Raw genomic sequence first — 20,306 nt, 5'->3', positions numbered from 1 at the left:
AAATATATTATGGGCCGAACTCCGCGATCAGGACGTCACCTCGGTGACGGGCGCGACCCGGACGTGGAGCGCGACGCGCTCGGGCAGCGAGAGGCTTCCCTCGCGGTCCGCGGGACGGGCGGTGATCATCCCGAACGGGGCGACCTCGACGATCTCGAGTTCGACGCCGGGGTTGATCCCCCGCTCGGAGAGGTATTCGAGGATCTCCGGGTCGTGATCGCTGACCTCGCGAACGACGACCCGATCGTCCTCCTCGCACTCCGCGAGTGCCGTTCCCGCGGAGGTCGCGGGCGGTTCGAGGTCCTCGTTGGGGATCGGCGCGCCGTGGGGGTCGACCTTCGGGTCGTCGAGCGCCGCCGCGACGCGCTCCTCGAACGCCTCGCTGATGTGGTGTTCCAGTCGATCGGCCTCGTCGTGGACCTCGCTCCACGTGAAATCGAGGTGTTCCGTGAGATAGGCCTCGAGCAGGCGGTGGTGACGGACGACCTCGAGGGCGACGCGCTCGCCGTCGGGCGTGAGCGCGACCCCCTTGTACTTCTCTCGCTCGACGAGCTCTCGCTCCTCGAGCTTCGAGAGCATGCTCGTGACGGTCGGCGGCGTCACGTCGAGGTAGTCGGCGATCGCCGAGGTCCGCACGCGCTCGTCGTCGGTCTCGCTCTGGAGGTGGTAGATCGCCTTGAGATAGTCCTCCATGACCGCGCTGAGCATCATCGGTCGGGTTAGACGGGGCTAATCCCTAAGTCTGTCGGCGTCTACTCCTCGGGTTCGATCCGGGCCAGACGCATTGCGTTGCCCGTCACCGCGAGGCTCATCCCCATGTCGCCGATCACGACCGCGTGGACGATCGTCACGAGACCGAACGGCGCGCCCGCCGCGAGGACGGCCTTCACCGCGAGGCTCCCGCCAATGTTGCTCCGGATGACGCCGTTGGCGGTCCGGGAGAGCCGAACCAGGTAGGGGAGCCGCGAGAGGTCGTCGGCCATCAGCGCGACGTCGGCGGTCTCGATGGCGGTGTCGGTTCCGGCGGCGCCCATCGCCACGCCGACGGACGCGGTCGCCAGCGCGGGCGCGTCGTTGACGCCGTCGCCGACCATCGCCACGCGCCCCTCGCGTTCGAGCGCCTCGATGGCGTCGAGCTTCTCCTCGGGGAGCAGCTCCGCGCGGTACTCGTCGACGCCCACCTCGCGGGCGATGGTACGGGCGGTCCCCTCGTTGTCGCCGGTGAGCATCACCACGCGCTCGATCCCCTGCTCGCGCAGCCGGGAGACGGCCTCGCGCGCGCCGGGACGGATCTCGTCGGCGACCCCGATCACGCCCTCGATCCGCTCGTCGGTGCCCACGAGCACCACCGTCTTCCCCTCGCGTTCGAGCCGGGCGACGACCTCGTCGCGGAGGCTCTCGCAGTCCTCGCGACAGCCCTCCTCGAGACAGAGGCCACCGTCGCTTCGAAGCCGCGTTCCCGAGAGGTCGAAGCCGAGCTCCTCGAACAGCGCGGGCTTGCCGGCGTAGTGGGCGACTCCGTCGAGCTCCGCGCGCACGCCCTTGCCGGCCAGGTTCTCGAAGCCCGCGACCGCTCGGGCGGCGGCGCCGGACCCGTCGGCGCGTTCGTCGATCGCCGCCGCGATCGGGTGTTCGCTCCGGCGTTCGATCGCACCCGCACACCGCAGCAGCTCCTCCTCGCTGCGGTCGCCGACCGGGATGACGTCGGTCACGGCGAGCTCGCCGGCGGTGAGCGTCCCCGTCTTATCGAGCGCGATCGTCTCGACCTCGCCCATCGCCTCGAGGTGGGTGCCGGCCTTGATCAGCACGCCGCTGCGCGCGGCGCTGGTGATCCCCGACACCACCGAGACCGGCGTCGAGATGACGAACGCACACGGACAGGAGATCACGAGCAGCGTGAGCCCCCGGAGGAACCAGACGTCCCACGCCCGGCCGAGCACGAGCGGCGGTACGACGGCGACGAGCAGTGCCGCGAGGACCACCGCCGGCGTGTAGACGCTCGCGAACCGATCGACGAACTGTTCGCGGTCGGTCCTCTTGCGCTCGGCGTCGGCGACGAGGTCGACGATCCGCGAGAGCGTGTTCTCGCCCGCCTCGCTCGTCACCTGCACCTCGAGGTAGCCCGATTCATTGATCGTCCCCGCGAACACCTCCTCGCCCTCGGCCTTGTCGACGGGAACGCTCTCGCCGGTGATCGGCGACTGGTCGACCGCGCTCTCGCCCTCAAGCACGACCCCGTCCATGGGGAGGCGCTCGCCGGGCCGGACGACGACGACGTCGCCGACGGCGACCTCCTCGGTGGGGATCGTTCGCTCCTCGCCGTCGCGCCGGACCGTCGCCGTGTCGGGCGAGAGCTCCATCAGTTCGTGGAGCGAGCGGCGCGCACGCTCCATCGAGAACCGCTCGAGCAGTTCGGCGACGCTGTAGAGGACCGCGAGCGTCGCCCCCTCGAAGGGGTGGTGAGCGGCCACCGCGCCGAGGATGCCGAGCCCCATCAGGAAGTCGATGTCGAGTGAGCGCGCCCGGGCGGAGTAGAGACCCGCCCGGAGGATCGGCGCTCCGGCGATCGCCGCGCTGGCGACGAACAGGCCGTGCGAGAGCAGGTACGTCCGGCCGAGGATCGAGAACAGCGCGGCGTCGACTCCCGGGAGGGCGAAGCGAAGCAGGAGGCCGACGACGAGGATCGTGCCTCCAAGCGCCGTCGCGATCGCCCGCGGGCTCCGCCGGATGGGCTCCGAGGAGCCCTCGTCCGCGTCGCCCTCGACGGCGTAGCCGGTCCCCTCGATCGCCGCGATCAGCGCCTCGCGGTCGGTCACCGCCGGATCGTACCGGACGACGACCCGGCCGCTCGCCGGGTGGGTCTCGACGGACTCGACGCCGGCGCGCCGGGAGAGGCCGGACTCCACCTTGCCGCCACAGGAGGGACAGTCCATTTCGGGGACCGAGAACCGTCCCACCTCGGGCTCGTCGCCTCCGTTGGTGGTCATCACCCGTCCTTCGGGTCCGACGTGTATTAACTTCCCTGCGATTTTCCGGCGTGCTTTCAGTAAACCCTAGTAATGAATCGGACCTAAGTTATTAACGTGGGTCGGGCTCCGGCGGTACGGGACGTGAAAACGGCTGAGGGGAGTAAGCCCCCTTCTGTTCGGTCCGGCATTCGGCTGAGCGTCCGCGCCTCCGTTCGGGCTACCTGGGCGATGCTCTCGCATCGCGCGGCGCGGACTTGCACCGGCGAGGGTGGCCGTTCCATCCGTTCTCCGCTCTCGCTCTCGGCGGGTTAGCTCCCCTTCCTCTCGGTCGGGTTCGCACGCCTCATCGATCGAGCGAAGCGGTCTCGTCTCTGTTCCAGAGCCAGCGGTCTCCCGCTCCGGGCTTGCGCCCGGTCGCCCGCCCGAACGGTGGGGGGACTTTCCTCGCGTGCGTGCCCGGTGGGACACGCCGCGGTGGCCGGACTCCCTCTGCCGGTCCAGTCTACTCGCCTTCGCCGCATAAGCCGTTCGCCCGAAGCGTCTGACGGACCGAGCCAAAGGGAAGCGTTGAAGTCGCACACTCTCCACGTACGGTGTATGTCCGAGGCGCAAAGCGTGAGCCTTAGTTATGAGGACGGCGTTCGGGCCGTCGAACTGGCTCGCGAGTCGATCGAGTCGTACGTTCTGCACGGTCAACGAGAACAGCCCGGGAGCATGCGCGATGCGTTCTACCAGCGAACGGGAGCGCTGGTACGCATCGAGTCCACCCGTGGCCGGGGGAGCCTGCGGGGCTGTGCCGGCGCCTACCAGACCAACGACCAGTTGGGACACGCGATCGTCGACGCCGCCATCAGCGCCGCGAGCGACGACTCCTGTGGCTCGGAGGTACGTGCGGCCGAACTCGACACCGTCGGCGTCTCGACCTGTATCGTCCGCAGCCTGGTCCTCACCGACGACCCGCTCTCGGACCTCGAACTCGGCAGACACGGCGTGGCCGTCGATGCCGGCGACGAGAGCGGCTGGCTCTACCCGACGATCCCCGTCGAGAACGGCTGGAGCGCCCACGAGTACCTCGATCGAACCTGCCGGAAGGCCGGCCTACCGCCGAACGCCTGGCAAGACGACGACGTCATGGTCGTGCTGTTCGACGGCGAGGTGTTCCGCGAGCGCGAGCCCAAGGGCTCGATCGAACACCTCGGATAACGACTCAGCGGACGTCCTCGGCGTCCGCCCGTGTCCGTTCTCTCGACGCATCGATGTCGAACTCCCTGACGATCTCGCCGTCCTCGATCAACGGCTTCAACAGCGCCTCTCCCTTCTCGGGCGGCTCCCGCTTCGCCAGCCCGACGTGGTGACCGCCGTCTGGCGTCCGGTAGACCTCCTTCACGCCCGCGAGCTTCCCGCGTTTGGCGATCGGCTCGCCCTCGATGGCGACGATGTCGAGCGCGAAGTCGATCGGATCGGCACTGGTGATCGCGCTGCCGACCCCGAATCCCTCACAGACGTCGCGAAGCTCGCGCAGGTCGTCGGGACCGAGCCCACCGCTCGCGAAGATCCCGACGTCCTCGTGGCCCCGCTCGTCGAGCGCCCAGCGCACCTCCCGGAGGATCTGGCGGAAGTCCCCGCGTCGCGAGGAGGTGGTGTCGATCCGCACGCTGTCGAGGTCGTCGCCGAGCGTCTCGGCCGCACGCAACGTCTCGTCGACCTCGTCGGAGAAGGTGTCACAGAGCGCGACCCGCGGCACGTCGGCGGCGACAGCCTCGTCGAAGGCCCGCCAGGCCTCCTCCTGGTTTCCCCGGCCGTAGCAGATGATCAGCGCGTGGGGCATCGTTCCGCCGGCCTCTCGACCGATCACCTCGCCGGCGGCGACGTGGGAGAAGCCGTCGAGGCCCGCTACGAGCGCCGTCCGCTCGACGATCGGCGCGAGCATCGGGTGGAGGTGGCGCGCTCCGAAGCTGAGCACCTGCGAGTCGGGGGCGGCCCGGCGGACCTCGAGCGCGGCGGTGGCGAACGCGCTCGCCTGCGAGAGGAAGCCGAGGATCGACGTCTCGTAGCGGGCGAACTCCAGATACGGCCCCTCGATCCGCATCACCGGCCCGCCGTCGAACAGCCGTCCCTCCTCGATCGCACGAACGTCAACGGCGAGACCGGAGAGCAGGTTCGCGACGTCCTCGACGCCCGCGAACACCTCGAACTCGCCGGTGGGGAACTGGTCGGCCGTCACCTCGACCGTCACGTCGGGGTTGCGGCCGGCGTGTTCGAGCGTCGCCTCGGTGCGATCGAAGTAGGCGTCCGTCGCCGTGCCGTCGAGAATCGCCCCCGGCGAGAGCGTGTCGAACGGGTTTTCGTCTTCGTCCTCGGCGTCTCCGTCCATGTGCCCCGTTCGCCCGGGCGTGCGAAAAAACCACGCGGTTAGCGACGAGCGACGAGGTACGTCGCCGCGAGCAGCGCGACGACCGCGACCGCGATCCCGAACCCGGGTAGCTCGTCCGTCGGCCCCTCCTCGCCCTCGCCGTCCGTTTCCTCGGGGACGGGATCGCCGGAATCGGGTTCGGCGTCCGCGTACACCTCGGGGAGGGCGTCGACGGTGGGTGCGTGGGTGACGGTCACGACGTCGTCCTCGCTCGCGACGTGGTAGGCGCCCCGGTAGCCGCCCTCCTCGATCGCGTAGGTGTCGCTCGCCGTGCGTTCGCCGCCCCAGTACGCGATCAGGGCGTCGAAGCCCTCGAGGAACCGTTCGGCGTCCTCGGGCGACTCCCAGGCGATCCGCCAGACGTAGCCCGTGGCGCCGTCCTCGTGCTGGTAGGCGTGGAATCGGTCGCCCTCCCAGCCCGTGGCGTACTCCGACTCGTAGTTCAGCGCGCCGTAGGGCGGCGATTCCTCGTCGGGATCGGTGGTAAACCAGTCGTCGGCGGCGACGACCGGCTCCCCGTCTCCCTCGTAGAGCGGATGGACGAACATGGTGGTGATCGCGGCCATCCCCAGCCGGTCGTGATCGGGCCGCCCGTCGGGTTCGATCCGCTCCCACGCCTCACCGTGGTCGTCGTCGAGCCCGACCTCGCGGGGGTCGTCGTCGGGGTAGGCCCCCGAGGAGATCACCTGTTCTGCGGTCTCGGGCGGGACGTCGTAGAGGGCATCGACCCCCTTCCATCCCTCGTTCTCGTGGATCGACTCGACGAACACCGGCCCGTCGTCGTAGGGCTGGAAGTCGAGCAGGAGGATGCCGACGTTCGCCGGCCGGTCGGGCCGGTCGGCCTCGCCGGGTTCGGTTCCGTCACCGGGCGGGCTCAGACACTCCCACTCCTCGCCGCACCGCCGGTCGTAGAGCGTCTCGACGTAGACCGCGTCGCCCTCGATCAGCCCGAGTTCGGCGTTTCGGCCGTCCTGGGTCGCGGCGTCGTAGTTCGCGAGCCCCCAGCGTTCGTCCTGGTAGGCGTGATAGAGCTCGTGGGCGAGGATCGTCTCGTTCATCCGAGGCTGGTCCCCCTCGGCGACGAGGACGATCTCGCCCGTAGAGGGCTCGTAGAAGCCCATGACGGAGGTGCCCTGGTTCTCCGCTCTGGCCTCCGCCGCGTTCACGTCCTCGCCCGCCAGGAACAGCGCTCGGTACTTCGCGTTCTCGAAGGCCGCGGCCTCCTCGGTGGGTTCGGCGCCGAAGCCGGCGTACTCCTCCTGGAACTCGCTGCGCGTGATCACGGTGACCGGCGGGCGCTCCTCGAACTCGATTCCCCTGATTTCCTCGACACGGACCATCGCCCGCGAGACGACCGCCTCGAGTTCCTCGTCGTTCAACCCGTCGGCCTCGTCGATCTCGAACTCGTCGTCGGCGTCGTACTCGCGCCAGTCGGCCTCCTCGTCTCCCTGCTGGGCCTCGACGGGGTCGCCGAACGCGATCGGTCCGACGAACCCGAGCGCGGCGGCCGTGACGGCGACGAACAGAACGGCCGAGACCACCGCAGGACGACGCATACCCCAACGGAGGTCGCGACCGGTAAAAGCCATCCGGTAGGTTATGACACACGAGGCCCTACCTCCGGACATGCGATTCGATTCCGACCGGACGGCGGTCGTCGTCGTCGACATGCAGAACGGCTTCTGTCATCCGGAGGGGAGCCTCCACGCCCCCGCGAGCGAGGAGGCGATCGACTCGGTACGGGACGTGATCGAACACGCCCGCGAGGCCGACGTGCAGCTCGTCTACACGCGGGACGTCCACCCGCCCGAGCAGTTCGAGGACGCCCACTACTACGACGAGTTCGAGCGCTGGGGCGAGCACGTCGTCGAAGGCTCTTGGGAGGCGGGGATCGTCGAGGAGCTCGAACCCGAGGAGGACGACCACGTCGTCGAGAAACACACCTACGACGCGTTCTACCGCACCGAACTCGAGGGGTGGCTTCGCGCCCACGGAATCGACGACCTGTTGTTCTGTGGCACGCTCGCGAACGTCTGTGTCTTCCACACGGCGGGCAGCGCGGGGCTCCGAGACTTCCGACCCGTGGTGGTCGAGGACGCGCTGGGCTACCTCGAGGAGGGCCACCTCGAGTACGCGGTCGAGCACTCGGCGTGGCTGTTCGGTGAGGCCACGACCAGAGCGGAGATCGAGTTCGACTAGTCGGCGCGAATCGAGACGCTCCCGAGCGTCGAGAAGCGAGCCTCGACGACGTCGCCCGCAGCCAGCTCGACCGTCGGCGTCAGCGACCCGGTGAGCACGAGCGCACCCTCCTCGAGGGGGCGACGGTTCGCGAGCCAGCGGACCGTCCGAACGGGGCGTTCGAGGACGTTCGCGCCGACGCCCGTCTCCACGAGCTCGCCGTTCCTCCGGAGCTGGACGGCCTCCATCGAGAGGTCGGTTCCCGCGATCGCGTTCGCCGTCGACCCGAGGCGCACCCCCGCGGCCAGCGCGTTGTCGGCGATCGCGTCCACGGGCGTCGGCGACCAGCTCCCGGTCCGGCTGTCGACGACCTCGATCGCCGGCAGGACCGCCCGCGTCGCGGCCAGCACGTCGTGGACCTCGGCCGGCGGTTCGATCGACTCGAGGACGAACGCGATCTCCGGCTCCACCCGCGGCGAGACGAAGTCGTCGACACCGACGGACGTCTCGTCGGAGACCGTGTCGGCCGTGAGGCGGCCGTGGGCGGGTCGGTCGACGCCGACCTGGTTCTGAACGCGCTCGTTCGTGAAGCCGAGCTTGTAGCCCGCGAGCGGCTCCCCGCGACGCTCGACGGCCGCCCGCTGGACCCGGTAGGCGTCCTCGATCGTGAGCTCGTGGCTCGCCGAGGGCGGCGTCGTCGCTCGGGCGTCGCGGAAGGCTCCGTGGACGCGATCGGCGAGCGACCCGATCGCGTCGTCAGAGAGGGTCACGTAAGCGCGTACGATCGACCGGCGCAAAAGGGTAGTGTCGTCCCGCCCGACTGGAGACCGTGAGCGATCCCGACGCCGAGGACGACGGTCCCGAGTACGATATCGACTTCCGCGAGAACCCGGAGGAGTACGAGATCGGCCGCGGCGAGGAGGGCGTCCTCAAGCACCTTTTGCCGCGCTCGTTCACTTCGTTCACTCGCTGGCAAAACCTGCACGAAAACGGGCCTCGCTCCCTCCGGTCGCTCGGCCCGACCGCTCGCTCACCGAGTTCGCTCGCGGAACTACGGAGACACGAATGAGCGGCGATAGCCCCGAATACGATATCGATTTCCGCGAACGACCGGAGGAGTACGAGATCGGCCGCGGCGAGGAGGGCGTCTTCAAGGTCCAGCCGTACAAGGACGAACTGCTCCCGCTGTGGACGTTCAAGACGCCCGAGGAGGCCGAGGAGTCCGCGGCGGCGATCCACGAGCGCTACGAGGAGTACAGGGAGGCCGACGACTTCCCGGGGATGGACATGGCCCGCAAGTACCTCCAGATGGGCTACACGCGGGCCGGGCGGCTGCCGCCGCCAGCCCAGAAGCGTGCCAGCGGGCACGCTGGCGATGCGCTACGCGAGGTATCCCGGCGGACGGAAGTACGAGGACGGCGAGGAGCGCGAGCCCGAGGAGTGGGCGGATCCCGAGAAACGCGAGGCGGCGCTTCGCTTCGAGACGTACCTCGAGCAGGTCCGTGGGGACGGGGCCTACGAGGAGGCGAAGGAGGCCCACCGCGAGGGATGACCGGAGACGCCTTGGCGCCGGAGGGCGAGTTCGCGGCATGATAGAGTTCGACCGGGCGAGCTACGACGCGATCGTCGAACACGCCCGCGAGGGGACGTCCGAGGAGGTCTGCGGCGTCCTCGGCGGCGAACACGGCGAGGAGCGCTCGCACGTCGAGACGGTCCACCGCGCGCGAAACGTCGCCGAGACCCCGGAGACGCGCTACCACATCGACCCCGAGCAGCAGCTCGAGCTGATCGACGGGATCGAGGAGGCGGGCCGAGACGTCGTCGGGTTCTACCACTCGCATCCCGCCGGCCCGACCGAGCCGAGCGAGACCGACGCCGATCGGGCGACGTGGCCGGGGTTCTCGTACGTGATCGTCGCGCTCGACGGCGAGCCGTTCGTCGGCGCGTGGCGCTGGAACGGCGAGAACGAGCGGTTCGAAGGGGAGATCGTTCGCGTCGTGGGTGACCGACGGTAGCGGCCGATCTCGAACTCCGGCGGGCCGACCCGACCGGTCGAGAGCCGCCGACCGCCGCCCATCGCGATCGGGGGAGCGACAGCCTAACGGCGCTTCGTCCCCGATCGATCCCACATGGTCGAGGAGATCTCCCCCGAGGAGGTAAAGCAGCGGATCGACGACGGCGACGACGTCCGGATCGTCGACATCCGGCCGGAGAGCGAGTACGAACGGGGACACATACCCGGCGCGGTCAACATCCCGATGAACCGGCTGCCGACGGAGATCGATCGACACGACTGGGACGGCGACGTGGTCGTCGCCTGCCCGATCGGCAAGAGCTCGGTTCAGGCCGCGAAGCTGATCGGCAGCTACGAGGCCGTCGAGGACGCGGGGGCGGTGACGAGCATGGCCGGCGGCTACGAGGCCTGGGAGTACGAACTCGAGGAGAACGAGTAGAGCAGGGCGGATCCGGGGTCCCCTCGGATCGGCGACCACCTTCGCTTCACGTTCGGACCGTCACTCGCTTCTGAACAGTCGATACGACCCGTGACCGGTAGCCACTCGTCGGGACTCGCCGTCGGTCTCGCCCTCGACGACGACCTCGCCGACGCCGACGCTGTTCCCGGCACGGATCACCTCCCCGGTCGCCGTGAGGTCGCCCGTCGCGCGCTCGAGATAGTTCACGTTGAGGTTGATCGTCGCCACCCCGCCCTCGAGGGGGTCGTCGAGGGTCGTCCGCAGCGCGAGTCCGCCGGCGGTGTCGATCAGCGTCGCGGCGACCCCGCCGTTGATCTCCGGGCGGTCCTCGCTCCCGCCGGGCCGGGCGTTGGTGAGCTTCTCGTCGTACGGGAGCGAGAGGACGATCCGGCCCTTCTCGAGGGCGTCGACGTCGGTGCCGAGCCAGGAGAGGAAGTCGTGGTGTTCGTCGATGTACGACTGGAGGAACGAGCCGTCGACCGAGAGGTCCGTCATACCCGTCGTCGTTCGTCCGCCCGTTTGTAGCTGGCGAGTCGCCGGGTCGGACGGGCAGGGCGTCGTCGTGTCCGGTACCACCGACTACCGGGACGTCCGGTCGCCGGAACTCGGACGGCGCTCGATTCGCACCTCGATCAGGTCGCCGATCGAAAAGTCGTGATCGGGGTGGACGAGCTTCGTTCCCGCCGTCGTCCGTCCGACGGACAGCGAGATGCCGGTGATCGGCTCGTCGTTCGCGAGCACCCGAACCGGATCCCACGCCAGGTCGCGCCCGTCGGCGACCCCGATCCGTTCGCCGAGCAGTTCGACCGGGCCCGACGCGCCGGCGAGCGCCCCGCCACCGTCGTAGTGCGTGAGTCCGCCGTCGAGCGCCGTTTCTCCGGAGTCGTCGCCGATCGCGGCGAACCGCCTCCCGGGTTCGGGGTGAGCGGGCGCGTCGAGCACGACGAACGTCTCGCCGACCGCACGGACCTCGCCGGTCCCGTCCCACGCGAGTGGCTCGACCGTCGACTCGACCTCGATCGGGACCGAACCCGACGCCCGGTACGGGTTCGCGTCGTGCGATCGGAACCCGAGGTGGAGGTGATCGTCGACCCAGGGCGCGAAGAAACCCGCGCGGATCGTCGAGCCGAGCGGGTCGCCGACCTCGACGCGGTCGCCCGCCGAGACGGCGGGATCGACGTGGAGCACGCGGGCGATCCGGTCACCGTCGTCGCCGGACGAGGCGCTCCGACGGACCGACGCACGTGACTCGTCGACGTCGATCAGGATCAGGTGGTCGTGCTCCGGCGCGTAGGGTTTCGGTGGCGCGCGAACCGTCCGCGTCTCGCGTACCTCGCCGGCGACGGGGCTCGGCGCTCCCTCGGCGGGATAGAGGTCGATCGCACGGCCCCGATCGTGGGCTGGGTAGGGCGAGTTGTAGAGCGAGAACCGCGGATAGCGCGCGAGTACCTCGTCGGGAAGGACGACGGTCATCGCCGACCGTAGGGGCGGGTCGCGCTTATACCGTCGCCCTATGCCAGGAACGGTCGCGGCCGACAGTATATCCTCCTCGGCCCCCAACGGCGACGCATGCGCGTCCTGCGCGGTCGGGCCGAAACGCGAGCGTCGGACCGGCAGGTCACCGCGGAGATGCTCGAGACGGCGGGCGAGCGCCGCGAGCCCGCCCTGCGCGTGTGGACGCCCAACCGCCAGATCGTCTTCGGCCGGCGCGAGAGCAACGAACCGGGCTACGAGGCGGCCCGCGAGGCCGCCCGCGAACGAGGCTTCACCCCGCTCGAACGGAGCGTCGGTGGACGGGCGGTCGCCTACACGGGCTCGACGCTCGCGTTCGCGCTCGCGCTCCCGATCGAGGACCCCCGGACGGGGATGAACGAGCGCTACGAGCGCGCGAGCGACCGCGTCCAGCGCGCACTCCGGGAGGTCGGCGCGCCCGTCGAGCGCGGCGAGCCCCCGGACAGCTTCTGTCCCGGCCGTCACTCGCTCTCCTGTCGGGGAAAGCTGGTGGGGATCGCCCAGCGCGTCCGCTCGGATAGCGCGCTCGTCTCGGGGATCGTCGTCGTCGACGGCCACGAGGAGATCGCGGCCGTCCTCGAACCGGTCTACGCGGCGCTCGACTCGCCGTTCGATCCCGGGTCGGTCGGCAGCGTCGAACGCGCGGGCGGGGAGGCAGACTCCCACACGGTGGCTCGCGAGATCGAGTCGTGGCTGATCGGCGACCGGGAGGTGCGGATCGAACGGGTCGACCAAGTCGACCGTGTCGACCGAAAGCCGTAGGTCACCGGAAGCGAGAGAGGGGGCAATGTTCATCCGGAACGCGACGCTCGCGGACGGTCGGTCGGTCGACGTGCGGGTCGAGGGCGAGCGGATCGCCGCCGTCGGACCGGGGCTCTCTGACGACGCGGACGACGTCGGGATCGACGCCGAGGGAAAGCTGCTGTTGCCGGGCGCGATCGACGTCCACGTCCACTTCCGCGAACCCGGCTTCCCCCACAAGGAGACCTGGGAGACCGGCTCGCTCTCGGCCGCGGCGGGTGGCGTCACGGCCGTTATCGACCAGCCCAACACCGATCCGCCGACGGTCGACGGAGCGAGCTTCGACGAGAAGGCCGCCCTGGCCGAGAGGTCGTACGTCGACTACGGGATCAACGGCGGGGTCACGCCCGACTGGAAGCCCGACGAACTGTTCTCGCGCCCGCTGTTCGCGCTCGGGGAGGTCTTTCTCGCCGACTCGACGGGCGAGATGGGGATCGATGCCGAGCTGTTCGAGGAGGCGGTCGAGCGGGCCGCGGGCGAGTGCGTCGTGACCGTCCACGCCGAGGACGCGACCCGCTTCTCGGAGGCGGTTCGCGAACGCGGCGAGGACGATCCGGACGCCTGGAGCGCCTACCGGACCGCAGAGGCCGAGGCGGCGGCGGTCGAACGCGCCTGCGAGGTCGCGGAGCGAAGCGACGCCGCTCTCCACGTCGCCCACACCAGCACGCCAGAGGGGATCGACGCCGCGAAGGGGGCGGGCGCGACCTGCGAGGTCACCCCGCACCACCTGTTTCTCTCGCGCGAGGACCTCGACGAACTGGGGACGTTCGGCCGGATGAACCCCCCGCTCAGAAGCGAGAATCGGAGGGAAGGAGTGTTCGAACGGGTCCGCGACGGCACCGTGGACGTCGTCGCTACCGACCACGCGCCCCACACCCGCGAGGAGAAGGACGCGGGGATCTGGGACGCCCCCAGCGGCGTCCCCGGCGTCGAGACGATGGTGCCGCTGTTGCTCGCGGCCGCCGAGCGCGGCGAGTTCACCCGCGAGCGCGTTCGCGACCTGGTCGCGACGAACCCCGCACGAGTCTTCGACCTGCCGCGAAAGGGCCGGATCGCCGAGGGGATGGACGCCGACCTCGCGCTCTACGACCTCGACTCCCCGCGGGAGATCCGCGGCGAGGAGCTACACTCGAAGGCGGGATGGACGCCCTTCGAGGGCCGCGAAGGGATCTTTCCTGAGTGGACGATGGTCCGTGGAAAGCGGGTCTACGAGAACGACGAGGACAGCGGCGCGTTCGGCGACCCCACCGGCCGGAACGTCCGGGAGTAGCGAACCGCTTTTGGCGCTCGCGCGTCGCCTTCGAGCAATGAGAGGGCCGGATCGGGCGGCACAGGTCGCGAGCGCATACTGGGAGACGCTCACGGGGGAGGCCGAGGCCATCGCCGAGGAGTTCGAGGAGGACGGCTGGGAGACGCTCGTCGTCCACCCCGGAAGCGTCACGGCCGTCCACGAGCACGATCGCTGCGGACTCGACGTGTTGATCCCCGGCAACGAGTACGAACCGCTCGCGGCGCTGGTCGAGGAACGGGGGCTCTCGTTCCCGAGTTCGGAGGTCTACGCCCGCGAGGAGGGCGACGTCGTCCTCCTGGTGGTCGTCATGCGCGATCCGGAGGACGAGACGGCGGTGGTCTTCCCGGCGTACTACGACCGTGAGGAGACCGAGGAGACGTTCGAACGCGCGACCGAGGAGGGTTCGTTTCGGACCTACCTGAGAAAACTGGACGGCGAGACGGTCGTCTTCTCGCACGACGACCCCTCGATCTTCCGGCCTGAGCAGTGAAGAATGCCGGCACTGAACGACCGTCGCCGCCCACGTCGTAACGTTCATTAATAATCGTGTCTAATGTGAAGAGGGAGGAGACGGATCATGTCGAGGGAGACGCCGACGAACGCGGAGGGAAAGTTCGTCTGCGGGCGCAGCTGCAAGGACGGATCGCCGTGTGAGGCGATCGTGCCGCTCGCAGGACTGAGCTGCTATCAACACTCGCGCTCCGCCCCGGTCGCGGATCGATCGTTCTCCTCGTCCGCCCAGTGACCGATCCGTTACCGGATTCGGGAGTCCGGAGGGTAGTGGAGCACCACCCACCGACGGCGATTCGAGGAACCGACGGAGCCGTGGAGTCAGGACGTGTGGCCGTCCCGATTCGTTCTCCGTAGAACCGATCGGAGGCGAGCGGACGTCCCGAGGTCCTCCTCGCAGCGCGGGCGGCGGTCCTGCTTCTCGCGAGTCCTCCTGCTACGAAACCGCCGTTCGAGTGCCACACGACCGAACGGGGCCACTCGGCGGCATCCGTGCCTCTCCTACTGCCGACGCCGAAGTCCGTCCGCGGTCGATAACGACCCGTTAGGCCGCCACGCTCGATCGGGTCCGGTCGAAGGTCCGAGACGTTTCGGTGGCGGGAGAACCCCAGATTCGACCCCGGAATGGCGGGTAGACCGACCAGGAGGAAAGAACGATCCGGTTTCGCTGATGGCTTTATCTACATAATAGTTAATAAAAGACTCGTCGAGCCGCGAATCGCATGTCAGAGCAAGACAAGCACAACGAGGGATCGTTCGACCGTCGTCGTCGAACCGTACTGAAGGCGGTCGGTGCCGGATCGGCATTGTCGACGTTCGCGAGCGTCGGCGCGGCCAGCGAACACGGCTCGGGCGGAAACGGCGAGAGGGGCGACTGCTGGTGTCCGCCGTGTATCGACCGCCTCTCGGGCTATACGGCACTGGCCGGCGACGACGAGGGCGAGTGGCCGACCCAGCCGGATCACGTCGTCGAGCTGGACATCGAACCGCGCAACGTCCTCTTCCAAGAGGCACCCTCGGAGGAGACGGACATCCAGCCGGGGGTCGCACACGGCGACCACGAACACCCCCAGGAGGACTTCCCGGAGTACCTCTTCGATCCGGTCGGACTGAGCATCGACACCGGGGACGTCGTCGATTTCTACAACGTCTCCCCGCCGGAGGAGAGCCTTCATACGGTGACCGCGATGACCCCGCGGTTCTCCGAGCCGGCGTATTTCGAGGTTCCCCAGCGGATTCCGGACGACGCCCCGCCATTCACGTCACCGCCGTACATGGCCGAGGAGCACTGGTTGTACAAGTTCGACGTACCGGGCGTTTACGACCTGTTCTGCCTCCCACATCTCTTCCTCGGAATGGTCATGCGGTTGGTCGTCGGCGAGGACGACTTCGAGGAACCGGAACCGGACGAGAGTCTGCCGCTCGCGGTCCAGACGGTGTTCGGCGCCCCCGAGATGAGCGTCGAGAACATCCTTGAACAGGGGAGCGTCGGCTGGGACGACCTGACGATCGAGGAACCGCTCGATCCGACGACGCTGTTCGAAGAAGAGGAGTAGGTCGGCCGGAAACTCAGTCGTCGGCGTCCGTTTCGGTCAGGTCGCCACCGCAGTGCGGGCAGTTCTCGTGGCCGTGGCCGGTTTCCTCGGCGCGCAGCCGCTCGCTCGAGCGACGGACGTCGCGCATCACCTCGGAGATGCGGTCCTCGACGTCGAGTTCCTCCTCGACGGTGAGGTCGGCACCCTCGATCTCCAGGAGGAACTTCGCGACCTCGGTGGCCTCGTACATCAGCTCGTCGAGTTCCTCGGCGGTGAAGAACCCCGACATGGCACCGTAGAGAAACGTCGCGCCGGACTTCGTGACCTTCTCCTCGAAGGAGGCGCGCGCCTGGTTGACCGCCTGCGGGCTGTACGTGTCGGTCATGAAGGGGACGAGTTCGGGGAGGTTTTCGCCGATCTTCGTCATCTCGACGCCGGTCTCGGTGCGGAAGTCGGCACACAGCCGTGCGATCGCCCACTCGCGGGCGGTGACGTAGGTCCGATCGCGGAGGAAGCCGTTGACCCGGTCGTAGGCCGCCCCGTCCATCTTCGTGAATCGAGCGTAGCTTCGAACGTCGTCAGGAACGTCCTGACGGGCCGACGGATCGCTCGATCCGTCACCGGCGTCAGGCACGGCCTGACGGGCTGACGACCCAGTGGAGTCGTCACCGTCGTCGGGAGTCTCCCGGTCGTCCGACGGTTCGGAAGAGTCGCGAGGATCCGCCGAGTTTTCGTCCTCCGAGGTCTGCGGGGACTCGTCGATTCCGGCGTCGTTCAGGTCAGTCCGTTCGCCGTCCGAGGGCGGGCGTTCGTCCGCGTTGGGGCCGGAGGGCTCGGGCATGGAGTGGCTTTCGGAGCCGCGAGGAAAAGCGTATCGCCCGTCCCGGTAGGCTTTTGCGAAGAGATCCCGAAGCGCGCGCCATGAAGCTGCTCCTGGGCATCGGCGGCACCGACGACTCCTGGCACGCGCTCAGCCGGACCGCCGAGCGCGCGACGAGCGCGGGCGACTCGCTGACGGTCGCCATCCTCGAGAACCCCGACACGGAGCTGACCCCCGAGGAGATCGAGGAGAAGGTGATCGAACGGCTCTCGGAGTACGACCTCGATCCGGAGATCCGACACGTCGAGGGTGATCCCGGCGCGATGCTCGTCCAGATCGCCGACAGCGGCGAGTACGATCAGATCGTTCTGGGCGGGGGCGAGCGCAGCCCGATGGGGAAGATCCGCGTCGGCTCGATCGCGGAGTTCGTCGTGTTGAACGCCGAGACCACCGTCACGCTGGTTCGCTAAAATGCCGGAGTACGACTACCCCGACGAGGTCGCGGGACCGTACGAGACACCACCGATCACCTTCACCGACGCAGAGGACCGCGATATCGAAGTTCGGGTCTACGAGGACGAACACTTCGACGCGCTCGTCGAGATGTACGACACCTTCGACCCCGCGGACCGTGCACAAGGGCTCCCGCCGGCTCGCGAGTCGCGGATCCGAAGCTGGCTCGATACGATCCTCAATGAGGGCCAGGACGTCGTGGCGCTCGAGGGCGAGCGCGTCGTGGGTCACGCGACGCTCGTCCCCGACGACAACGACGCCGTGGAGCTGGCGATCTTCGTCCATCAGGACTACCAGGGCGCGGGCATCGGCACGAAGCTCATTCGCGGACTGCTCGGCCACGGCGAGCGTGAGGGCGTCGAGAAGGTGTGGCTCACCGTCGAGCGGTGGAACCACGCCGGGGTGCACGTCTACGAGTCGGTGGGGTTCGAGCGGTGCTCGGTCGAGAACTTCGAGCTCGAGATGACGCTGCGGCTGAACTGATCCGGTCGACCGTCGTCAGGTCGAGAGGACCGGCTGGCTCGCGTACAGCAGGACGTACTCGGCCGCTCGCTCGAGGATCTCGCCGGGTTCGTCGGGCGAGGGCTCGCGCGGGACGACGATGAAGTCGGCGTCTACGTCCTCCGCACAGTCGAGGATGGCGCTTCCGGGGTGGCGGGTCTTCTGCGTGGTCGAGAAGCCGTAGGCGGTGGAGCTCGTGACCGGAACGCCCGCCTCGTCGGCGATCTCCGCAGTCACGTCAACGAAGGCGGCCGCCTCGTCGGCGACGGCCTCGCGGTCGATCGTGTCGGTCTCGATCCCGCGAACGACCTCCTCGCCCAGCACGTAGAGGACGTGGAGGCTCGCGTCGTACTTCTCGGCGATCGCGGTGGCGTACTCGACGGCCGTGATCGATTCCTCGCTGCCGTCGACGGGCACGAGGACGGTCTCGATCGACGGGGTCGCGTCTGTCATGCTCATCTCTGGGTCGTCGCTCCCCAAAAACCCACCCGCTCACCCACCGGGGAGTTTATTCCGTCCGCCGCGGTATCGCCTCCATGTTCGACACCGTCGTCGTCGCCACCGACGGCTCCGAGAGCGTCTCCCGAGCGATCGGCGTCGCGCTCGATCTGGCCGAGCGCTTCGACGCGACCGTCCACGCGCTGTACGTCGTCGACTCGGGTGAGGTCGACGCCTCGCCCGACGCACTCAAGGACGATCTCAGGGACGCCCTCGAGGCCGAGGGCGAACGCGCGCTCGACACCCTCGAGGGGCGGACCGATCGCGAGGTGCTCACCGCCGTCCGCGAGGGACGCCCCATCACGGAGATCGACACCTACGCACGCGAACACGACGCCGACCTCGTGGCCACCGGGACGCGGGGCCGCCACGGCGAGAACCGCCTGCTTCTAGGCAGCGTCGCCGAGGGCGTCGTGCGCACCTGCCCCGTCCCGGTGTTGACGGTGCGACAGCTCGACGAGGACGGCCGGTAGCGGATCGCGGACGCTTTCAGTATCGGCACCGAGTCACGGACATGGACGAGACCCTCATCGACGACGAGACGCTGTCGCTGTCCCGGCGATCCGTGCTGCCGGGTCAGGGCTTCTTCTACCCCGACGAGTTCGAGGAGGCCGCCGCGGACGCCGAGGCCGAGGAGGCGCTCGCGGGAGCCTCCGTGGCGGTGATCGCCGACCCCGACGCCGACGGTCTGGCCTGCGTCGCGATCCTCCGCGAACTCTACGGCGAGGTCGTGTTGCTGCCGACGAGCCCCCACGAGATCGAGGACTCGCTCGCCCGCGTCGCGGAGTACGGCGAGCCGAACCTGCAGCTGTTCGTCTGCGACCTCTGTCCCGACCGCTACGAGTACGTCGACGAGGAGCTGGAGGCGGCCGTCTACGTCGCCGACTCCGTCAGGTGGTTCGACCACCACCAGTGGGACGACGACGTCGCTGCGGCGGTCCGCGAGGCGGGCGCGGAGCTCGTCGTCGGCGACAGCGACGAGGAGTGTACCGCCGACGTCGCGGTCCGGGCGCTCGAGGAGGAGATACCCCGCCACCTGGTCGAGCTCGCCGCCGTCACCCGGGACCACGACCTCTGGATCCGGGAGGACCCCCGGAGCGACGACCTCGCCGACTTCTCCTACTGGTCGGAGCCCGAGGAGTACGTCGAGGTCGTGATCGAACACGGCCCCGACCTCCCCGAGGAGGTCCTCGACTACCTCGCCGAGCGCCGCGTCGAGAAGGAGGCGCTGATCGATCTGGCCGTCGAACGCGGTGAGACCCGCGAAATCGGCCCCTGGACGGTCGGCGTCACCTACGGGCGGTGCTCGCAGAACGAGGTCGCCGAGGCGATGCGCGAGCGGGGCGCCGACGCCTCGGTGATCGTCAAGCCCGCCGGCAGCGCGTCGATCCGGGGCAGCGACGCGTTCGAGCGGTGTCACGAGGTCGCGAGCCAGGTCGGCGGCGGCGGCCACCCGAAGGCCGCAGGCTGCAAGCCCGACGTCTACGACGACATGCTCGACTACGCCCACCACTGGACGACCCGCGGCGCGGTGACCAAACAGGTGATCCTCGACGCGTTCCGAACGCTCGCACCGGAGGAGACGGAGGGAGCGGACGAGGAGGCCAAGTCGAGGGAGCCGGAGGAGACGGACTCGGCGCCGGACTCAGAAGCCGAGGACTGATTCGCCGCTCGCGAGCGCGCGATCCCACTCGGGAGAGTCGCGCACGTCCGGCAGCCCGATCGGGGGTTCGGGTTCCTTCGAGTGCTCCCCGATCCGTCGTTGATACCAGCGCACGTCGTGCCACTCGCCGCGTTTGTAGCCCACCTTTCGGTAGGTGCCCACCGGCTCGAACCCCATCGACTCGTGGAGCGTCACGCTGGCGGGGTTCGGCAGCGCGATCCCCGCGTAGGCGTTGAAGAACCCCTGTCAACGGAGCAGCGCGAACAACGAGGTGTAGAGGCCACGGGCGATCCCCCGATGACGATGGTCGGGATCGACGTAGACCGAGACGTCGACCGACCACCGGTAGGCGTCCCTGCTCCTGTGTGTGCCGGCGTAAGCGTAGCCGACGACCTCTCGTCCGTTCCCCTCCCCGCCCGTCTCGCAGACGAGCCACGGGTATCGCTCGAGCGTCGAGGCGATCCGATCCGTGATCTCCGACTCGGTAGGCGAGCAGGTCTCGAAGGAGATCGTCGTCTCCTCGACGATCGGGACGTAGATTCGACGGATCGCTGCGGCGTCCTCCTCGAACGCAAGCCGGATGCGTGCCGTCATGCCGCTCCCTCCGACCGTGTGGTCAAAAACGTAG

Annotated in this window: 23 protein-coding genes, 1 other RNA gene and 2 pseudogenes; 15 read left to right on the top strand and 11 right to left on the bottom strand. The window is 68.9% G+C overall.

Going from position 1 to position 20,306, the window contains the following annotated elements:
• Nucleotides 1–27: 27 nt before the first annotated feature.
• The 3 genes from V0Z78_RS14015 to rnpB form a co-directional block, all read right to left on the bottom strand.
• Nucleotides 28–711 carry a metal-dependent transcriptional regulator gene (locus tag V0Z78_RS14015; RefSeq protein ID WP_409338744.1) on the bottom strand — a complete coding sequence of 228 codons (684 nt, stop codon included), beginning with the start codon at nucleotides 709–711 and terminating at the stop codon, nucleotides 28–30.
• 41 nt (nucleotides 712–752) lie between these two features.
• Nucleotides 753–2,987: a heavy metal translocating P-type ATPase gene (locus V0Z78_RS14010; RefSeq protein ID WP_336345292.1), complete on the bottom strand. Its 2,235-nt coding sequence runs from the start codon at nucleotides 2,985–2,987 to the stop codon at nucleotides 753–755.
• Nucleotides 2,988–3,118: 131 nt separating this feature from the next.
• An RNA gene (gene rnpB / locus V0Z78_RS14005) (RNase P RNA component) lies at nucleotides 3,119–3,463 on the bottom strand.
• 103 nt (nucleotides 3,464–3,566) lie between these two features.
• Between rnpB and V0Z78_RS14000 the strand changes: the two genes are divergently transcribed.
• Complete coding sequence (locus V0Z78_RS14000) at nucleotides 3,567–4,172, top strand: TIGR00296 family protein (RefSeq protein WP_336345291.1); 606 nt, start codon at nucleotides 3,567–3,569, stop codon at nucleotides 4,170–4,172.
• Nucleotides 4,173–4,176: 4 nt separating this feature from the next.
• Here V0Z78_RS14000 and V0Z78_RS13995 read toward each other — a convergent pair whose 3' ends face one another.
• Nucleotides 4,177–5,343, bottom strand: a complete 1,167-nt coding sequence (locus tag V0Z78_RS13995) for a nicotinate phosphoribosyltransferase (protein WP_336345290.1) — start codon at nucleotides 5,341–5,343, stop codon at nucleotides 4,177–4,179.
• Nucleotides 5,344–5,381: 38 nt separating this feature from the next.
• The gene (locus tag V0Z78_RS13990) at nucleotides 5,382–6,938 is read right to left on the bottom strand and encodes an Hvo_1808 family surface protein (protein ID WP_336345289.1); all 1,557 of its coding nucleotides are present in this window, start codon (nucleotides 6,936–6,938) and stop codon (nucleotides 5,382–5,384) included.
• 70 nt (nucleotides 6,939–7,008) lie between these two features.
• Between V0Z78_RS13990 and V0Z78_RS13985 the strand changes: the two genes are divergently transcribed.
• Nucleotides 7,009–7,581: a cysteine hydrolase family protein gene (locus V0Z78_RS13985; RefSeq protein ID WP_336345288.1), complete on the top strand. Its 573-nt coding sequence runs from the start codon at nucleotides 7,009–7,011 to the stop codon at nucleotides 7,579–7,581.
• Here V0Z78_RS13985 and V0Z78_RS13980 read toward each other — a convergent pair.
• Nucleotides 7,578–8,330 carry a 2-keto-4-pentenoate hydratase gene (locus tag V0Z78_RS13980; protein WP_336345287.1) on the bottom strand — a complete coding sequence of 251 codons (753 nt, stop codon included), beginning with the start codon at nucleotides 8,328–8,330 and terminating at the stop codon, nucleotides 7,578–7,580. The two genes, V0Z78_RS13985 and V0Z78_RS13980, sit on opposite strands and share 4 nt — an antisense overlap.
• 59 nt (nucleotides 8,331–8,389) lie before the next feature.
• On the opposite strand from V0Z78_RS13980, the gene V0Z78_RS13975 reads away from it, so the two are divergent.
• The 4 genes and pseudogenes from V0Z78_RS13975 to V0Z78_RS13955 all read left to right on the top strand — a co-directional run bounded on the left by V0Z78_RS13975 (nucleotide 8,390) and on the right by V0Z78_RS13955 (nucleotide 10,013).
• Entirely contained in the window at nucleotides 8,390–8,629 is a 240-nt protein-coding gene (locus V0Z78_RS13975) for a hypothetical protein (RefSeq protein ID WP_336345286.1), read from the top strand.
• Nucleotides 8,626–9,112, top strand: a pseudogene (locus V0Z78_RS19080) (DUF4385 family protein). Before V0Z78_RS13975 ends, V0Z78_RS19080 begins: the two are co-directional and overlap by 4 nt.
• A gap of 37 nt (nucleotides 9,113–9,149) precedes the next feature.
• A complete protein-coding gene (locus tag V0Z78_RS13960; protein WP_336345285.1) occupies nucleotides 9,150–9,575 on the top strand; it encodes a desampylase in 426 nt (141 codons plus the stop codon).
• A gap of 114 nt (nucleotides 9,576–9,689) precedes the next feature.
• Complete coding sequence (locus tag V0Z78_RS13955; protein ID WP_336345284.1) at nucleotides 9,690–10,013, top strand: rhodanese-like domain-containing protein; 324 nt, start codon at nucleotides 9,690–9,692, stop codon at nucleotides 10,011–10,013.
• Nucleotides 10,014–10,073: 60 nt separating this feature from the next.
• Here the strand turns inward: V0Z78_RS13955 and V0Z78_RS13950 are convergent, their stop codons facing one another.
• Both V0Z78_RS13950 and V0Z78_RS13945 read right to left on the bottom strand, forming a co-directional pair.
• Nucleotides 10,074–10,529, bottom strand: a complete 456-nt coding sequence (locus tag V0Z78_RS13950) for a PaaI family thioesterase (RefSeq protein WP_336345283.1) — start codon at nucleotides 10,527–10,529, stop codon at nucleotides 10,074–10,076.
• A gap of 84 nt (nucleotides 10,530–10,613) precedes the next feature.
• The gene (locus V0Z78_RS13945) at nucleotides 10,614–11,507 is read right to left on the bottom strand and encodes a hypothetical protein (RefSeq protein ID WP_336345282.1); all 894 of its coding nucleotides are present in this window, start codon (nucleotides 11,505–11,507) and stop codon (nucleotides 10,614–10,616) included.
• A 96-nt stretch (nucleotides 11,508–11,603) separates the two neighbouring features.
• Between V0Z78_RS13945 and V0Z78_RS13940 the strand changes: the two genes are divergently transcribed.
• The 5 genes from V0Z78_RS13940 to V0Z78_RS13920 all read left to right on the top strand — a co-directional run bounded on the left by V0Z78_RS13940 (nucleotide 11,604) and on the right by V0Z78_RS13920 (nucleotide 15,704).
• Nucleotides 11,604–12,308, top strand: a complete 705-nt coding sequence (locus tag V0Z78_RS13940) for a lipoate--protein ligase family protein (protein WP_336345281.1) — start codon at nucleotides 11,604–11,606, stop codon at nucleotides 12,306–12,308.
• A gap of 25 nt (nucleotides 12,309–12,333) precedes the next feature.
• On the top strand, nucleotides 12,334–13,617 hold the full coding sequence (locus tag V0Z78_RS13935; protein ID WP_336345280.1) for a dihydroorotase: 1,284 nt from the start codon (nucleotides 12,334–12,336) through the stop codon (nucleotides 13,615–13,617).
• 37 nt (nucleotides 13,618–13,654) lie between these two features.
• Nucleotides 13,655–14,128 carry a DUF7529 family protein gene (locus V0Z78_RS13930; protein WP_336345279.1) on the top strand — a complete coding sequence of 158 codons (474 nt, stop codon included), beginning with the start codon at nucleotides 13,655–13,657 and terminating at the stop codon, nucleotides 14,126–14,128.
• An 87-nt stretch (nucleotides 14,129–14,215) separates the two neighbouring features.
• A complete protein-coding gene (locus V0Z78_RS13925; protein WP_336345278.1) occupies nucleotides 14,216–14,383 on the top strand; it encodes a hypothetical protein in 168 nt (55 codons plus the stop codon).
• Nucleotides 14,384–14,870: 487 nt separating this feature from the next.
• Complete coding sequence (locus V0Z78_RS13920) at nucleotides 14,871–15,704, top strand: cupredoxin domain-containing protein (protein ID WP_336345277.1); 834 nt, start codon at nucleotides 14,871–14,873, stop codon at nucleotides 15,702–15,704.
• A 13-nt stretch (nucleotides 15,705–15,717) separates the two neighbouring features.
• On the opposite strand, the gene V0Z78_RS13915 is transcribed toward V0Z78_RS13920, so the two are convergent.
• Nucleotides 15,718–16,524: a DUF5806 family protein gene (locus V0Z78_RS13915; RefSeq protein ID WP_336345276.1), complete on the bottom strand. Its 807-nt coding sequence runs from the start codon at nucleotides 16,522–16,524 to the stop codon at nucleotides 15,718–15,720.
• Nucleotides 16,525–16,604: 80 nt separating this feature from the next.
• Between V0Z78_RS13915 and V0Z78_RS13910 the strand changes: the two genes are divergently transcribed.
• Entirely contained in the window at nucleotides 16,605–16,973 is a 369-nt protein-coding gene (locus tag V0Z78_RS13910) for a universal stress protein (protein ID WP_336345275.1), read from the top strand.
• 1 nt (nucleotide 16,974) lies between these two features.
• Nucleotides 16,975–17,499 carry a GNAT family N-acetyltransferase gene (locus V0Z78_RS13905; RefSeq protein WP_336345274.1) on the top strand — a complete coding sequence of 175 codons (525 nt, stop codon included), beginning with the start codon at nucleotides 16,975–16,977 and terminating at the stop codon, nucleotides 17,497–17,499.
• Between the two features lie 15 nt (nucleotides 17,500–17,514).
• Here V0Z78_RS13905 and V0Z78_RS13900 read toward each other — a convergent pair whose 3' ends face one another.
• The gene (locus V0Z78_RS13900) at nucleotides 17,515–17,970 is read right to left on the bottom strand and encodes a universal stress protein (RefSeq protein ID WP_336345273.1); all 456 of its coding nucleotides are present in this window, start codon (nucleotides 17,968–17,970) and stop codon (nucleotides 17,515–17,517) included.
• 83 nt (nucleotides 17,971–18,053) lie between these two features.
• Here V0Z78_RS13900 and V0Z78_RS13895 point away from each other — a divergent pair, with 83 nt between their 5' ends.
• Nucleotides 18,054–18,488 carry a universal stress protein gene (locus V0Z78_RS13895; protein ID WP_336345272.1) on the top strand — a complete coding sequence of 145 codons (435 nt, stop codon included), beginning with the start codon at nucleotides 18,054–18,056 and terminating at the stop codon, nucleotides 18,486–18,488.
• A 41-nt stretch (nucleotides 18,489–18,529) separates the two neighbouring features.
• On the top strand, nucleotides 18,530–19,678 hold the full coding sequence (locus tag V0Z78_RS13890; protein ID WP_336345271.1) for a DHH family phosphoesterase: 1,149 nt from the start codon (nucleotides 18,530–18,532) through the stop codon (nucleotides 19,676–19,678).
• On the opposite strand, the pseudogene V0Z78_RS13885 reads toward V0Z78_RS13890, so the two are convergent.
• Nucleotides 19,661–20,272: pseudogene (locus tag V0Z78_RS13885) on the bottom strand (arsinothricin resistance N-acetyltransferase ArsN1 family B). The gene V0Z78_RS13890 and the pseudogene V0Z78_RS13885 sit on opposite strands and share 18 nt — an antisense overlap.
• Nucleotides 20,273–20,306 lie beyond the last annotated feature (34 nt).

Source organism: Halalkalicoccus sp. CG83 (assembly GCF_037081715.1).
Taxonomy (GTDB): domain Archaea; phylum Halobacteriota; class Halobacteria; order Halobacteriales; family Halalkalicoccaceae; genus Halalkalicoccus; species Halalkalicoccus ordinarius.
Note: the sequence above shows the minus strand (reverse complement) of the source record. Positions and strands in the feature narration are given on the sequence as shown.